The 15,453-nt window shown below is 73.8% G+C and carries 14 protein-coding genes; 7 read left to right on the forward strand and 7 right to left on the reverse strand.

Translation table 11 applies throughout. From position 1 onward, the window contains the following. Nucleotides 1–11: 11 nt before the first annotated feature. From ACIP5M_RS06625 to ACIP5M_RS06650, 6 genes are all read right to left on the reverse strand, one after another. Nucleotides 12–263, reverse strand: coding sequence for a hypothetical protein (locus ACIP5M_RS06625; RefSeq protein WP_401192756.1), 252 nt, complete (start codon nt 261–263; stop codon nt 12–14). 126 nt (nt 264–389) lie between these two features. Next, nucleotides 390–1,181: a VOC family protein gene (locus ACIP5M_RS06630; protein ID WP_401193544.1), complete on the reverse strand. Its 792-nt coding sequence runs from the start codon at nt 1,179–1,181 to the stop codon at nt 390–392. A 50-nt stretch (nt 1,182–1,231) separates the two neighbouring features. Next, nucleotides 1,232–1,507 carry an isoamylase early set domain-containing protein gene (locus ACIP5M_RS06635; RefSeq protein ID WP_401192758.1) on the reverse strand — a complete coding sequence of 92 codons (276 nt, stop codon included), beginning with the start codon at nt 1,505–1,507 and terminating at the stop codon, nt 1,232–1,234. 195 nt (nt 1,508–1,702) lie between these two features. Next, nucleotides 1,703–2,569 carry an ABC transporter ATP-binding protein gene (locus ACIP5M_RS06640; protein ID WP_401192761.1) on the reverse strand — a complete coding sequence of 289 codons (867 nt, stop codon included), beginning with the start codon at nt 2,567–2,569 and terminating at the stop codon, nt 1,703–1,705. Between the two features lies 1 nt (nt 2,570). Next, entirely contained in the window at nt 2,571–3,626 is a 1,056-nt protein-coding gene (locus tag ACIP5M_RS06645; RefSeq protein WP_401192764.1) for a FecCD family ABC transporter permease, read from the reverse strand. Then, a complete protein-coding gene (locus ACIP5M_RS06650) occupies nt 3,623–4,699 on the reverse strand; it encodes a FecCD family ABC transporter permease (protein WP_401192767.1) in 1,077 nt (358 codons plus the stop codon). The genes ACIP5M_RS06645 and ACIP5M_RS06650 overlap by 4 nt, the downstream gene beginning before the upstream one ends. Nucleotides 4,700–4,848: 149 nt before the next feature. On the opposite strand from ACIP5M_RS06650, the gene ACIP5M_RS06655 reads away from it, so the two are divergent. Continuing rightward, complete coding sequence (locus tag ACIP5M_RS06655; protein ID WP_401192770.1) at nt 4,849–5,871, forward strand: ABC transporter substrate-binding protein; 1,023 nt, start codon at nt 4,849–4,851, stop codon at nt 5,869–5,871. A 104-nt stretch (nt 5,872–5,975) separates the two neighbouring features. Here ACIP5M_RS06655 and ACIP5M_RS06660 read toward each other — a convergent pair whose 3' ends face one another. After that, the gene (locus tag ACIP5M_RS06660; RefSeq protein ID WP_401192772.1) at nt 5,976–6,887 is read right to left on the reverse strand and encodes an iron-sulfur protein; all 912 of its coding nucleotides are present in this window, start codon (nt 6,885–6,887) and stop codon (nt 5,976–5,978) included. A 262-nt stretch (nt 6,888–7,149) separates the two neighbouring features. On the opposite strand from ACIP5M_RS06660, the gene ACIP5M_RS06665 reads away from it, so the two are divergent. The 6 genes from ACIP5M_RS06665 (at nt 7,150) to ACIP5M_RS06690 (ending at nt 15,423) form a co-directional block, all read left to right on the forward strand. Further along, complete coding sequence (locus ACIP5M_RS06665) at nt 7,150–8,340, forward strand: acetyl-CoA carboxylase biotin carboxylase subunit family protein (RefSeq protein ID WP_401192774.1); 1,191 nt, start codon at nt 7,150–7,152, stop codon at nt 8,338–8,340. Between the two features lie 23 nt (nt 8,341–8,363). Then, nucleotides 8,364–10,184 (forward strand): IucA/IucC family protein, encoded by a 1,821-nt coding sequence (locus tag ACIP5M_RS06670; protein WP_401193546.1) that lies wholly within the window; start codon nt 8,364–8,366, stop codon nt 10,182–10,184. Then, nucleotides 10,181–11,461, forward strand: a complete 1,281-nt coding sequence (locus ACIP5M_RS06675; protein ID WP_401192776.1) for an MFS transporter — start codon at nt 10,181–10,183, stop codon at nt 11,459–11,461. The genes ACIP5M_RS06670 and ACIP5M_RS06675 overlap by 4 nt, the downstream gene beginning before the upstream one ends. Continuing rightward, the gene (locus ACIP5M_RS06680) at nt 11,461–13,233 is read left to right on the forward strand and encodes an IucA/IucC family protein (protein ID WP_401192778.1); all 1,773 of its coding nucleotides are present in this window, start codon (nt 11,461–11,463) and stop codon (nt 13,231–13,233) included. The genes ACIP5M_RS06675 and ACIP5M_RS06680 overlap by 1 nt, the downstream gene beginning before the upstream one ends. Continuing rightward, a complete protein-coding gene (locus ACIP5M_RS06685; RefSeq protein ID WP_401192781.1) occupies nt 13,230–14,444 on the forward strand; it encodes a type III PLP-dependent enzyme in 1,215 nt (404 codons plus the stop codon). Before ACIP5M_RS06680 ends, ACIP5M_RS06685 begins: the two co-directional genes overlap by 4 nt. A gap of 142 nt (nt 14,445–14,586) precedes the next feature. Further along, a complete protein-coding gene (locus ACIP5M_RS06690) occupies nt 14,587–15,423 on the forward strand; it encodes a class I SAM-dependent methyltransferase (protein ID WP_401192783.1) in 837 nt (278 codons plus the stop codon). Nucleotides 15,424–15,453 lie beyond the last annotated feature (30 nt).

The raw sequence follows: 15,453 nt of genomic DNA on the forward strand, positions 1-15,453 counted from the left end.
GGCGGGGACCGTCACAGGGGCAGGTCGTCTTCCTCGTCCCCGGTGCCGGCGGGCCGTCCGGCTGCGTCAGGCCCGAGGAGGTGGGCCTTCCTGGTCCGGCTCTCGTTGGCGCTGTCGACCCGCTCCGCATCCGCCGGAGGCTGGGCCCCGGTGCCCGTCCGGGACGGGGCCCCGGGCTTGCGCCCGTGCTCGTCCGCGGTGCCGCCCTCGTGCTGCATCCGGGGCCGCCGGACCTCCGGTCGGCCGTCGTCCGCGCCGTCCATCGGCGCACCTCCTCCGTGCCGTGAAGACGCCGACGGGCGTCACGTGTCGGTTTCACCTCGCGCATGCCCGCCTGCCGCCGGTCGAACCCGGGCGGGAACCGCTGCGGGGCCGGCGCGCGCGCCGGATCAGGCAGAGGGCGGCTGGGCCGCGTTCAGCGTGAACAGGGCCCCCTCGGCGTCCTCCAGGGTGACCCACCGCTCGGTGGCGTTCGAGGCGACCGCCGACACGGTGCGTCCGCCGAACGCGGTGGCCGCGTCGATCGCCTCGTCCAGGTCGGGCACCCGGAAGTGCACGTGCCAGCGGGGCCGGGCCTGCGGGGTGGGGGCGGCCGCGTCGACGGGGCCGCTGTTCAGGCGGGCCACCGGCTCTCCGGACTGCCGCAGCACGACCTGGTCCTCCTCGTACGAGACCTCGCAGCACCCCTCGCGGCCGGTGGCCCACTCGAGCACTCCGCCGTAGAAGATCGCGGCGTCGAAGGCGTCCCTCGTACGCAGTTCAAGCCAGGCCGGCGCATGGCCGGTGCCCACCCGCCAGTCGGACCGGACAGAGCCCTCCCAGATCCCGAACGAGGCTCCCTCCCGGTCGGCCGCGAGCGCCCCGCGGCCGCCGGAGGCGAAGGAGACCGGCCCGACGGCGACCGTGCCGCTGCGCTCACGGATACGGCTCACGGCCACGTCGGCGTCCTCGACGGCGAAGTACACCGTCCACGCCGCCCCGGCCAGTTGCCCGGACGGCTCTCCTATGCCCGCCACCGGCACGCCGTCCAGCTCGGCGATGGTGAACGACTCCCCGAGGCGGCCGGGCCGGAAATGCCAGCCCATGACCGCCGCGTAGAACTGCTGCGCCGCGTGCAGGTCGCGCGCCATCAGGTTGACCCAGCAGGGAGCGCCGAAGACTTCCCTCGTCGAGATCTCCACGCTCACGCTCCGCTGTCCGTGGTTCCGCGCGGTAGGGCGGAGGGTCCGTTTCAGGTCTGCAGGCGGCTGTTGGTGCCGTCGTGGCCGTCGGCGCTCTCGTCGTTGAACCAGTAGTCCCCGGCCGCCAGGTAACGAAAGGCGTGCGTGCTCCGGCCGGGCAGCGCCACGGTGACCGCGCGGGTGCCGTCTTCACGGGCGCGCAGTTCGTGGGCGCCGGGCCGCCAGTCGTTGAAGTCGCCCACGACGCTGACCGGGCCGGGTGGGGTGTCGGCGGGGATCACGAACGTGATCTCGGTGCCGTCCTTGCGCCGCTTGCGTTCCAGCACGGGAGCCTCCTGTCGGCGTATACGGGGTCGCGCCCATCCTGGCGCCGGGAGCGGCGGTCCGCACCTCGGCGCCGCGGCGGACCGCTCCGCGGCGCGAGCGGCGGACACGCCGGCGCCGGGGACTCCGGCTGCCGCCCGGGCCCGGGCGGCAGCCGGTGGGCGTCCCCCGGAATCGGCCGGTCGGGTGAGGCCCGTTCAGACGATCTCGGTGCGGCGGCCCCCCTCGGGGATGACCAGCGGGGTGCCCGCCACGGGGCACTCGATGACCGCCGCGCGCAGGGCGAAGACCTCGTGGACGAGTTCCGGGGTGACGACCTCCGAGGGCGGCCCGGCGGCGACGACGCGGCCGTCGCGCATCGCGATGAGGTGGTCGGCGTAACGGCAGGCCAGGTTCAGTTCGTGCAGGACCATCACCACCGTGCGGCCTTCCGCCCGGTTGAGCTGCGCGACCAGTTCGAGCACGTCGACCTGGTGGGCGAGGTCGAGGTAGGTGGTGGGCTCGTCGAGCAGCAGTACCGAGGTGTCCTGGGCCAGTGCCATCGCGATCCACACCCGCTGGCGCTGGCCGCCGGAGAGCTCGTCGATGGACCGGTGGGCGAGTTCCGCCGAGCCGGTGGCCGCGAGGGCCGCGTCCACGGCGGTCTCGTCGGCCGAGGACCACTGGCGCCACCAGCGCTGGTGAGGCGTACGACCGCGGGCCACCAGGTCCCGTACGGTGATGCCGTCCGGCGCGCTGGGGGTCTGCGGCAGCAGGGCGAGGCGCAGGGCGAAGTCCCGGGCGGACAGCGAGGCGATGTCCTCGCCGTCCAGCAGGATGGTGCCGTCGGCCGGCTTGAGCAGCCGGGCCAGAGCGCGCAGCGCGGTCGACTTGCCGCAGGCGTTCGGGCCGACCAGGGCGGTGATCCGGCCCGCCGGGATCGGCAGGTCGAGGTCCTCGGCGACGATCCGGTCGCCGTAACCCAGGCGGAGACCGGAACCGTGCAGCGCGGCGGGACGGATACCGCCGCCGCCGGCGGTGCTGCTGTCGGTGTCGGTCACGGGGGCGGTCGGTGGGGCGGTCATGTCAGCCTCCCTTTCCGGCCCGGTTGGCCCGGGCGAGGAGCAGCAGCAGGTACGGGGCGCCCACGGCGCCGGTGAGGACGCCGACGGGCAGTTCGGTCGGGGCCAGGACGAGGCGGCCGGCCAGGTCGGCGAGGATGAGCAGGACGGCGCCGGTGAACGCGCTGGTCACCAGGGGGATTCCGGCGGTGCCGGTGAGGCGGCGGGCGATCTGCGGTGCTCCGAGCGCGACGAAGGCGATCGGCCCGGCGGCCGAAGTGGCCAGGGCGGTCAGGCAGGTGGCGAGGACGAGCAGCGCGATCCGCGAGTACCGCAGCGGGATGCCGAGGCTGCGCGCGGTGTCGTCGTCGTACTGGAGGAGCTGGTAGGGGCGGGCCAGCGCCAGTGTCAGGGGCATCAGGACCACGAGCGCGAGCCCTGACCACTGGACGTGCTCGTAGCCCCGGCCGTTGAGGCTGCCCGTGAGCCAGACCATGGCGCGCGAGGCCTGGTCGATGTCGGCGCGGGCCAGCATCCAGCGGGTGAGGGCGAGGAGGGCGCCGTTCGCGGCGAGCCCCACGAGGACGAAGCGGTAGCCGGTGATGGTGCCGTCGCGGTAGGCGAGCAGGTAGATGGTGGCGGAGGTGAGCAGGGCGCCGGCGAGGGCGCCGAACGGCACGGCGCCGAAGGTGCCGGCACCGGCGGCGGTGACCCCGCCGATCAGGATGGCGGTGACCGCGCCGGCTCCGGAGCCGGCCGCGATGCCGATGAGGTCGGGGCTGGCCAGGGAGTTGCGGGTGACGGCCTGGTAGACGGCTCCCGCGAGTCCGAAGGCCGCGCCGACCAGGAGCGCGGTCAGGGCGCGGGGCAGCCGCAGTTGATGGATGATCAGGTCGGCGGCGCCGTCGCCGGTGCCGAGCACTGCGCCGAGCACGTCGCCGACGGGGATGGCGTAGGTGCCGAGGGACACCGAGAACACGAGCGCCGCGAACCCGGTGACGGCCAGGGCGAGGACCGTGACGGCGACGCGCGGCCGCACGGCGAGGCCGATCGGCCCGCTCTCGAACCTCAGGAGACTCATCGGCTGTGCTCCTTGAGCTTGCCCCGCTTGACGAGGTAGGCGAGGAAGGGGGCGCCGAGCAGCGCGGTGACCACGCCGGCCTCCAGTTCGCCGGGACGGGCGACCATCCGCCCGACGACGTCCGCGGTCAGCATCAGGGCCGCGCCGCCGAGCGCCGAACAGGGCACCAGCCAGCGGGCGTCGGGGCCCGTGAAGGCCCGTACGACGTGCGGGACGACCAGGCCGACGAAGGTCACCGGGCCCGCCGCGGCAACCGCCGCGCCCGCGAGCAGGATGACGGCCACGGCGCCCAGCGCGCGGGTCGTCCTGACCTTCGTACCGAGACTGCTGGCGAGGTCGTCGCCCAGCGCGAGGGCGTTGAGCCGGCCGCTGAGCCCGAGCGCCAGCAGCAGCCCGACGCCCACGAACGGCAGCAGCTGCAGGCCCAGTTCGGCCTCCCGGCCGGCGAGGGAGCCGACCGCCCAGAAGCGGTACTGGTCCAGGGTGCGGACGTCCAGCAGGACGAGGGTGTTGGTGCCCGCGTCGAGCAGTACGGTGACCGCCGCCCCGGCGAGGGCGAGTTTGGCCGGAGTGGCCCCGCCGTATCCGGTTCCGCCGACGGCGTAGGCGAGCATTCCGGCCAGCGCGGCGCCGAGGAAGGCGAACCAGATGTACTCGTACGGGCTCGTCAGACCCAGCGCTCCGATGCTCGCGGCGACCGCGAAGGCGCCGCCGGCGCTGATGCCGATCAGGCCGGGATCGCCGAGCGGGTTGCGGGTGATGTCCTGCGCGACGGCTCCGGCCGCCCCCAGCGCCATGCCGACGAGGAGGCCGAGGAAGGTGCGCGGCATGCGCAGTTCGCGGATCACCACGGCGTCGCCCTCGGTGCCTCCGCCCAGCGCGGTGAGCACGTCGGAGAGCGGTACGGCCTTGGTGCCGATGGCGAGCGAGGCGCAGACGGCGGCGAGAACGGCCGTGAGGAGTACGGCCGTCACGGTGGCGCGGGTGGCAACGCGCCGTGGTGCGGGTGGTGGTGGGGCGGGGCGGTGGGCGGCGGCATCAACCGCCCCTGCGTCGACGGGCTTGAGGGTCACGTTCACAAGGTAAGGGATGCCTAACCGAATGTGGTGCTCACCCCCGGGCTGGATCCGGCCACGGAGAGCAGCTATTCTCACAGCGCTCGCGCAGGTAAGCCTTGCCTAAGTTCCACCGTTCGTGCTGCCATCTCGTTTGGAGAGACCCGATGAACACCTTTGCTCAGCGCCGCCGGCCCGGCCGGATCGCCGCTGCCGTCCTCACGACGGCCCTGGCACTCTCGCTGGCGGCCTGTGGCGGCGGCAGTGGTGACGGCAAGGACGCCTCCGACGGCTCGGCGAAGCCCGCCGCGGCCGACTCCGGCTTCCCGCGCACCATTACGCACGACAAGGGCACCACCGAGGTCAAGACCAAGCCCAAGCGCGTCGTGGCGCTGGACAACAGCCTGGTCGAGGCCGTCGTCGCACTGGACGCGCCGCTGGTCGGCGGCATCGGCTCCTACCGCGACCAGAAGGGCTTCCCGGCCTACCTCGGTGACGCGGTGAAGGACACCAAGGACGTCGGCCCGCTCGACAGCCCCAACCTCGAGGCGATCGCGGCCCTCAAGCCGGACCTCATCGTCTCGGCGACCGTCCGCCACGCGGACCTGTACGACCAGCTGAGCAAGATCGCCCCGACCGTCTTCGTCAAGACGACCGGCCCGATCTGGAAGGAGAACGTCACCTTCCTGGGTACGGCGCTCGGCCAGGAGGAGAAGGCCAAGGCCAAGCTCACGGCGTACGAGACCCGCGCCAAGAAGATCGGCGCCGCCATCAACGCCCAGGGCGGCGGCAGCGGCGAAGGCGGCAAGCCGACCATCTCCCTCACGCGCTTCGTCGACGGCCCCACCCGGATCTACCTCCCCAAGACCTTCAGCGGCATCATCCTGGCGGACATGGGCCTGACCCGGCCGGAGAACCAGCGCGACACCGAGAAGTTCAACATCGAGATCAGCGAGGAGCAGATCCAGCAGGCCGACGCCGACCACATCTTCCTGACGAGCTTCTCGGGCGGCGAGGAGCGCAAGAAGAAGTTCATGGCCAACCCGCTGTGGCAGCGCCTGAACGCCGTGCAGAAGGGCAACGTCCACGAGGTCGACGACGCCACGTGGATGACCTCCGTCTCGCTCCAGGGCGCCGACATGGTCCTCGACGACCTGGCGAAGACCTTCAAGGTCGACCCCGCCAAGTGACCTGCGGCTGACCCGTCCGGGCCGGCACCGGAGACGTACGAACCCGTACGCCTCAGGTGCCGGCCCGCGGTCGTTCCCGGGGGCCGTCGGCGGGAGAAGGGACCTCAGCCCTCCAGCCGCCGGAGCCGCTCCGCGTCACAGGTGCGCGGGCACGTACCGCACGGCAGGGCCGCGTCGAGGGCGTAGTAGAGGCAGCATCCGAGCCGCGTGCGGGTCGGGTACTGCCGCCCCTCGCGGCCCGACAGCCGGCGGAAGTCCGCGGCGCCGGGGAACGGCGCCATGGCCGTCGGAAGCAGGCCGGTCGCGGCGCTCACGGCCCGCTCCTCCTGCCCGAGCACGCGCCCGAGGTACCAGATGCCCGAGATCAGGTCGTCCGCCGCCATGCCCCACAGGGCGCGCGGCCCGCGCCGGGCGTACGGGCCGATCGCGGTGAGCAGCGGACGCATGTGGTCCACGACGGCGGCCCGCAACTCCGCGCGCAGCGCCTCCTCGTCGGCGACCACGCGGACGCCCGGTGAGGGGGAGTCCGCCGCCGGATCGCCGGGCAGGCAGGCGAACCGGGAGCCCGCGGTCACCTCGAACACGGTCGTCGCGAGGTCCAGCCGGATGTCCGCCGGGCGGATGCGCGGGACGCGCCGCTCCAGGTACCAGGCGCCGCTCATCAGCAGGCTGACGGACCAGAGGTAGTCGTGCAGGGCGCGGGAGGCGGCGACCTCCCGGCGGGGGGTGTGCCCGTGCTGCTCCCGGATGCGGGCGGATTCGGCGTCGACGAAGGCGTCCAGCGCCTCCGGCCGCTGCGCCAGGTCGGCTCCGGTCACGCTCGTCCCCGTCACGCCCGTTCCTGTCGGGCCCGTTGCCGTCACGGTCGTTGCCGCCGTCGACGGGGTGCCGTCGACGCCCGCCACCCGCACGCTCAGCGCCTCGCACGAACCGGCGAGGCGCAGGTAGAGGGAGGCGAGGGCGCCGGCCCCGCTCGCTGCGGTGCCGGCCGCCGCGGCGTCCAAGGTCGTGGTCATCGGTGTTCCTTCACGGGCGTGCGGTGCGGGATCGAGCCACCAAGAACAGGAAGAACAAGAAGAGCAGGTAAGCCTTACCTTAGCTTCTGTGATCAGATGTGATCAATCGGGGACGCGTCAAATGGGTGAGACAGGGCTTGAGTTATTCGCTAAGGCTTGCCTAACCTAAGCTGTAACGGATCTTTCGGCCGTCCGTCGACGTGCCGTCCGGACCCGTGCCTTGCCGTTCGCCACCTCCTCGACTCGGAAGGGGTCGCCGCCCATGCGGTTGTATCTGCTCGCCCTCAACCCCACCGACTCGGTCACCGAAGGCTTCCTCCCCGCCGCAGCCCGGCTCGGTCTCGACGTCACCCTGCTCACGGACCAGCCCGAGGCCCACCGCCGGACCTACCCGGACATCGAGGTCCTGCGGTGCGACGTACGCGACTTCCGCGCCGTCATCACCCGGATATCGACCCACCACACGCCTGACGCCGTGTTCACCAACAGCGATCACCTGCAGACGCAGGCCGCCCTGGCCGCCGACTACTTCGGTCTCCCGGCCAAGAGCTGGCAGGCCGCGCTGCGCGCCAAGGACAAGGCGCACATGCGCCGCCACCTCACCGCGACCGGCGCCGACTCCGTGTGGTCCACCGAGCTCGCCGCGGGAGACGACCCGGCCGAGCTGACCCGCGCCGACGTGCCCTACCCGTGCGTGGTCAAGCCGCGCGAGGGAGTGGCCAGCGAGGACGTGGTCCTGGTCGACGGGCCCGAGGAACTGGTGCTGCGCTGCAAGGAGATCCAGGCGCGGCGGCCCGGGGTGGCGCTGGTCGTCGAGGAGTACCTCGCCGGTGAGCTGTACACGCTGGAGACGCTCGGAGACGGCACCACCCGCCACGTCCTGGGCGGATTCCACACCGAACTCTCCGCACCCCCGTACTTCATCGAGGAGCGGCTGACCTTCGTCCCGGCGCATCCGGAACCGGTCGTCGCCCAGATCAACGCCCAGCTCGACGCCCTCGGCATCGGCTTCGGCATCTGCCACACCGAGTTCGTGGTGCACGAGGGCCGCGCCCGCATCATCGAGGTCAACTACCGGGCCATCGGCGACCAGTGCGACCTGCTGCTGGCCCAACTGCTCGGGATCCCGCTCTTCGAACTCGTCCTGCGCACCCACCTCGGAGAGCCGCTGCCCGCGGACCTGGGTACCCGCGACGACGGCGCCGCCCGGCTGGACTACCCGTGCGCCCAGCGCGCGGGCACGCTGACGGCCGCGCCCGCCGCCACCGATCTGACCGTGGACGGCGTGACGTTGGCCTACCGGCCCCTGCGCGAGGTGGGCGAGACGCACGAGCTGTACCACACCAACCGGGACTACCTCGGGGTCCTGCGGGCCACCGGCACCGACCAGGGGACCGTCGACCGGGTCGTCGCCGACTTCCTCGCCGGCCGGCGCTGGGAGATCACGCCGTGACGCAGGCGTCCACCCTCGATCCGGTGGCGGGCTCGGGGGCCGGCGCCCTCGCCGCCGCCGACACCGCCGCCGATCCTGTCGAAGGGGCCCTGCTCCTGCGGGTCCTGAGCGCCCTCCTGCGCGAGGACGTCGTCGGCCTGCGCACCCGTTCCACCGTCGTCGAGCGGGCGGGCGGCCCGTGGCTGCGGCTCGCCACGGGCGACGGCGGCGCCCTCCTGCTGCCGGTCGCCGAGGACGGCTTCCAGAGCCGGTACGCCGCCCGTCTCCCGCTCCTGGTACGGGAGTCGGAAGGCGTCGATGCCAAGGAGACCGCCGAGCTCACCGACTGCGAGGCCGTCCTCGGCGCACTGGGCGCGCTCGCCGACCCCGCCGACCGGGCCGGTTTCGACGCCTTCACCGAAGAGTGCCGCCAAACCCTCGCGACCATGCGGCTGCACGAGCGCACCGCCGCCGAGGTCGCCGACGCCCTGACGGCCCGCCACGGCGCCGAGCCCGCCGACTGGACCGGCCTCGCCGGCGGCCTCGCCCACGACACGCTCGCCGCCCGCCTGGACCACCCCGTCTACCCCACGGCCCGCGGCCGCTCCGGGCTGGACGACGCCCAACTCCGGGCCTACGCCCCGGAGTTCCACCCTCGCTTCGGCCTGCGCTGGCTCGCCGTGCCCCGGCGGGCGCTCACCGTCCACGGCGGCGCCGCGCCGCTGCCCGCGCACTGGCCCTCCCCGGCCGACCTGGGCCTGGCGGAGCTGTCCGACAGCCACCTCGCGCTCCCCGTCCACCCCCTCACCCTGGGCGCCCCGCTGCGCGGCGCCCTGCGCGAAGCCGGCCTGGAGGGCGAGGCGGTCCTCGCCGACCGCCCGTATCTGGAGGCCGTACCGACCCTGTCGATGCGTACGGTCGCCCTCACCGCAGACCCGGCCCTGCACCTCAAACTGCCGCTGGCCACCGCCAGCCTGGGGCTGCGCAACCGCCGGACCATCAAGCCCGGCACCCTCGTGGACGGCGCGGCCGGCCAGCTCCTGCTGGAGACGGTGATCGCCCGCGAGCCGCGCTTCAAGGACACGGTCCTGCACGCCGACGAGACGGTCTACGCCCACGCGGGCCACGAACTCCTCGCCGTCCTGTGCCGCCGCTACCCGGCAGGCCTCGACCACGCCGTGGTCCTTCCCATGGCCGCGCTGCTCGGCGAGGCCCCCGGCGGCCGGCTGCTGATCGACCGGCTCGCCGAGCGGTTCTACGGCGGCGACCCGGTCGCCCTCCTCGACGCCTGCCTCACGCTCCTCTTCGACTGGCAGACCACGCTCTTCGGCTACGGCATCGCCCTGGAGTCCCACCAGCAGAACGTCTCCCTGGTGTTCGACCGGACCCCGGACGGCGGCACCCGCCTGCGGCTGCTGCTCAAGGACAACGACGGCCCCCGCATCAACACCCGCCGCATGCGGGAGACGCTCGGCGGCGACGCCCCCGACCCGGCGGCCTTCGACGACGCCCGGATATTCGGCGAGGACGACCGGGCCGTCGCCGACCTGTTCACCACGATCACCCTCCACCTGTGCGCGGGCGCGTACGCCTTCGGGCTGGCCCGGCACGGCCGCGCGCCGCTGCGGACGCTGACCGGGCTCGTACGCGACCGGCTGGCCGAAGCCGTCGAGCGGCTCGGCACCGGTGCCGGGGAACCGGGCGCGATCCTGCGCGCCGCGGTGCTGGACGCCCACGAGCTGCCGGTGAAGGCGATGGTCACCGCCGGAACCCTGCTCACCAAGGAACGCTCGGGCGCCGCGGACATCAACAAGCACTACACCACCGGCCCGAACTACCTGCGGAGAGCGAGGGACCCGAGATGACCGTCACCGCTGCCAACGAGAGCGGACCGAGGGCGGTGCCGGTTCCGGCGACCCCGCCGCGCCCGTCGCTGGGGCGCCGGCAGGTCCACGCCGTCGCCGGGTGCTACTTCGTGGCCTCCTTCGCCGCCCTGGGCCTCCCCCCGTACCTCACCGAGATCCTTCCCGGGCTCGGCGACGCCACGGCCCGCTGGGCGGGCGTGCTGTACGTCGTCCCGACCGTGTTCGCCGCGCTCGGAGCCCCGCTGTGGGGACGGCTCGCCGACCGGTTCGGCCGCAAACGGCTGCTGCTGCGCGCCCAGCTCGGACTCGCCGTGTCGTTCCTGCTCGCCGGGTGGGCCGACTCCCTCACGACCTTCACCGCGGCGCTGGTGCTCCAGGGCATCCTCGGCGGCACGTTCGCCGCGTCCAACGGCTACCTCGGCGCGGCGCTGGAAGGCCCCGAGCTGTCCAAGGCGCTCACCCTGATGCAGGGCGCCGCGCGGGCGGCCCTGGTCTTCGCCCCCGTCGTCGTCGGCGCGCTGTCGCCCTGGCTGTCCCCGCACCGCCAGTACGGGCTGCTGGCGGTCCTTCCGCTCACCGCGGCCGTGCTGATCGCCGCACTCCCGGAGTCGCGCACGGTGAAGCAGGCGGCGGGGGGAGCGGACACGGCGGGCCCGGACGGAGCCGCCGAGCCGGGGCCCGTGCCGTCGGCGTCCCCGACGGCGCGGCTGCGGGCCCTGTACGCCCTGGAGTTCGCCTTCGTCTTCTCCACCGTCATCTCCTTCCCCTACCTGATCCGGTTGATGGACGAGCGCATACCCGGGACCTCCCCGGTCCTCTCCGGCGTGTTCTTCGCCCTTCCGCACCTCTGTTACCTGCTGACCGCCATGAAGGTGCACTCCGTCTTCCACCGCCGCCCCCGCCTCGGTCTCGCACTCGGCTTCGCCTGCATCGCGCTGGGCCTGGCAGGGCACGGCGTCGCGGACGGCCTGGCCACCCTGACCGCCGTACGACTGCTGCTCGGTGCCGGCCTGACCCTCGGCCTCGTCTGCCTGTCCGTGCTGGCCGCCGACTGTGCCAAGGGCCGTGAACCCGGCGGGATGTTCGGATCGCTGGAGTTCTTCTCCAAAGCGGGCGCCGTCGTCGCCGGCATCGCCGCCGCCGTGGGCACCAGCCAGTTCGGCCCGGTCGCGCCCGTGCTGACCGGCGCCGTGGTCGCGGTGGCCGCCGGAGGCGTCCTCGCCCTTCCCCCTTCTGCTTGCAGTCTCCGCACCCTCCGTACTCGCTGGAGCCGTTGATGCCCCCGCTGAACAAGTCGCTCGCCACCGCCGCTCCCGCGGCCGCCGCCCATACGGGCCTGCCGAGCGCAGACGACGTCGTCGCCCACACCCTCCTCAACTGCCTGCTGCGCGAAGTGTCCGGCCCGGAGCACCAGAGCTCCGTCACCGGCTCCCACCTGCTGGTGCGCCTGCCTCGCCGCGGCGTGCTGCTGCGCGTCGCCCTGCGCCGCACCTCCCTGCTGGGCGCCCACCGGTTCACCGGCCCGGTGCTGGAGCAGCGCGGTCCCGTCTGGGCGCAGATCGACTGGCAGCGCCTGGCCGAGTACACCCAGGACGAGCTGTCGCTGCGGACCGGTGTGCGCAACGACGAGTTCCTGGACCAGGTCGCCTCCGGGCACGCGGCCGTCGCCGCCGGCCTCGCCGCGCGCGCCGGGTCCACCGCCCGGGTGCCGGCAGGGGGAGACGGGCTCGCCACCTACATCGCCTCCGAGCAGTCCCTGCTCTTCGGCCACCGCTTCCACCCGACCCCGAAGGCCCGTACCGGCGACGCCGCGTCCTGGCTGTCGTACGCCCCCGAGGCCGGCGCCTCCTTCCCGCTGCGCCACCTCGCCGTCCGCGCCGATCTGATCGCCGAGGAGACCGTCGAGGACGGCGCGGCCGAACCGCTCGACCGCGTCCGCGCCGACCTGCCCGAGGGTTACCGGCTGCTGCCCGCGCACCCCTGGCAGTACGAGATGCTGCGCGAGCACCCCGCACTGAGGGAGGCCCTCGACCGGGGCGACGTCCTGGACCTGGGGCCGCTCGGGAAGCCGTTCGCCGCCACCGCATCCGTGCGCACGCTGTACGACGGCGAGACCTTCCTCAAGTTCAGCCTCAACGTCCGCATCACCAACTGCCTGCGCAAGAACGCCAGTTACGAGCTGTCGGGTGCGGTGGCCCTGACCCGCATGCTGGCGCCCGCGCTGACCGACCTGGCGGACCGCTTCCCCGGCAGCGCCATGCTCCGCGAGCCCGCCTACCGCAGCCTCGCCCTCCCCGGCCCCGACGGGACCCCCGACCGCGCGCTGCTGGAGGGCTTCGGCGTGATCGTCCGGGAAGGCCTGTCCCGGCAGCTCCTGCCGGGCACGACCCCGCTGCTCGCGGCCGCCGTCGCCGACGAGTACCCGACCGGCCCCGGCCACCTCTCGCTCCTCCTCGACGGGGCGGGGCCGCAGACCACGCTCGACTGGTGGGCGGCGTACCTCAAGCTGCTCGTCCCGCCGGTGCTGGCCGCCTACTTCGACCACGGCCTCGTCCTGGAACCGCACCTGCAGAACGTCATCGTCTGCGTCGACGACGACGGCATGCCGGCCCAGGTGCTCTTCCGCGACCTGGAGGGCACCAAGCTCCTTCCCGAGCACCACGCCGCCGCCTTGGCCGCGCTGCCCGCCGAGGTGGCCGCCCCCATGACGTACGACGCGGAACGCGGCTGGGACCGGGTGGTGTACTGCCTGCTGGTCAACCACGTCGCCGAAATGCTCGCCGCGCTCGCCGATCTGCACCCGCGCACCGAAGCCGCCCTGTGGGCCCAGGTCCGCGCCACCCTCCAGACGTACGCCGACCGACACGGCTGCCCGCCGCGGCTCGCCGCGCTGCTCGCCGGGGTGCCGCTGCCGGCCAAGGCGAACCTGCTCACCCGCTGGGAGCGCAAGGCCGACCGCGAGGCCGGCTACGTCAGGCTGCCCTCCCCCCTCGCCGAGGACGTGCTGTCGGAAGCGGCCCACGACCGGAACACCTGGAGCGCCCGATGACCGCACCCACCGCCTCCGTACGCGACCGGATCCTGGCCCTGCCGGACGCCGAACTGCCCGCCTACGTCTACGACCTGGCGGCCCTGCGCGAACACGCCGCGTCGGTACGGGCGGCGCTGCCCGAACGCGTCGAGCTGTACTACGCCGCCAAGGCCAACCCCGAGCCGGAGATCCTGGCCGCGCTCGGCCCGTACGTGGACGGGTACGAGGTCTCCTCGGGCGGCGAACTCGCCCACGTCGCCAAGGCCGTCCCCGGCCGCCCGACGGCCTTCGGCGGCCCCGGCAAGACGCCGGCCGAGATCGGCGACGCGCTGGAACGGGGCGTGCGGCGCTTCCACGTCGAGAGCGTCCACGAGCTGCGCGTGCTGTCCGAACTGACGGCCCGCACCGCCCCGGACACGGGCGTGGCCGTCCTGCTCCGCTTCAACCTGCCCCTGTCCACCGCCTCGCTCGCGGGCAGCTCGCTGGCCATGGGCGGCCGCCCCACCCCCTTCGGCCTCGATCCCGCCGACGCGGACACCGCCGTCCGCCTCCTGACCGACGGCAGCTGCCCCCACCTCGAACTGCGGGGCGTCCACGCCCACTTGGCCAGCGGTCTCGACGCCGCCGAGCAGCTGTCCGTGGCCGAGTCCGTCGTGGCCTGGGCCGCCGCTCTGGCCGCACGCCACCGGATCCGCCTCGCGGAGGTCAACGTCGGCGGCGGCATGAACGTCGACTACGCGGCCCCCGAGGAGCGCTTCGACTGGACCGCGTACGGCCGGGGTCTCGCCCGCCTCACCGCCGCGCACCCCGACCTGACCCTGCGCATCGAACCGGGCCGCGCCCTGACCGCGTACTGCGGCTGGTACGCCACCGAGGTCCTCGACGTCAAGCGCAGCCACGGCGAGGAGTTCGCCGTCGTCCGCGGCGGCACCCACCATCTGCGCACCCCGGCGACCAAGGGCCACGACCAGCCCTGCTCCGTCCTCCCCGTGGACACCTGGCCCCACCCCTGGCCGCGACCGGCGGCCGGCGACGAGCGGGTCACCCTGACGGGCCAGCTGTGCACCCCCAAGGACCTCCTGGCCCGCCACGTCCCGGCGGCCGGGCTGCGGGCGGGCGACCGGGTGGCCTTCGGCCTCGCGGGTGCCTACGCCTGGAACATCTCGCACCACGACTTCCTGATGCACCCCCGCCCCGGCTTCCACTTCCTCAACCGGACGGCGGACTGACGGCGAGGACTTCCGGCCGCTCGCCGCTCGCCGCACGGCCCCGGCGCCGCAAGGCTCCTGGGCGTGCCGCCCGCACCCGCCGTACGAAGCGGCGTACGCGGCAGCCGAGGCGGATTCCGCCTTCGCTTGCCACAATGGCCACATGACCGGCGTAGATCCTCCGTCGGACGGCGGACGGGCTCCCGGGCACGGTCGTTACGGTGAGCAGGTCTTCCGTCCCGAGGAACGGGGCGAGGACGAGCGCATCGACCTCGGGGCCCTCGCCTATGACGAGACGACCATGGCCCGGCTGCGACTGCTGGGCGCGGGCCCCGGCTGGACGTGCCTGGACGTGGGGGCGGGGACGGGCACGGTGGCCCGGCGGCTGCTCGCCGAGGCGGGCGTCGAGTCCGTCCTCGCGGTGGACCGCGACGTACGGTTCCTCGCCGCGCACCCGGTGCCCGGACTGACCGCGCTGGAGGCGGACGTCACCGCCGACGCGTTCTCGCCGGGGGCGTTCCGGCTGGTCCACGTCCGGTTCGTACTCATGCACCTGCCGGCCGCGGACCGGATGGTCACCAAGCTCGCCGGTCTCGTGGCCCCGGGCGGGGTCCTGGTCGTCAGCGACGCGGTCGACCTGACGACGGAGCTCGCCCCCGTCACCCCTTACACCCGCGCCATGCAGGCCATGTGGCAGGGGCTGGGCGACAGCATCGGCACCGATGTCTCGCGGGTGCCGCGCCACCCCGAGCTGCTGCGCGCGGCAGGACTGGAGCCGGTGGCGGCCGAGATCCACGTACCGCCCCTCGAGCCCGGCAGCCCGATCAGCAGGTTCTGGGCCGACACCTGGGGCCGGGCCCGGGAGGCGATGGTGGCGACGGGGCTCGTCGACGACGCCGGGATCGACGAGGCCGTCCGGTACCTGAACTCACCCGCATGCACCGCGCTGTCAGCGGGGATGCTCACGGCCTGGGGGTGGAAGCGCGAGGAGGCCCCGTGAGGTCCTCGAACCGCCCGGCGCGGACCGCGC

It is taken from the genome of Streptomyces sp. NPDC088762 (assembly GCF_044750905.1).
In the GTDB taxonomy this organism is placed as follows: Bacteria; Actinomycetota; Actinomycetes; order Streptomycetales; family Streptomycetaceae; genus Streptomyces.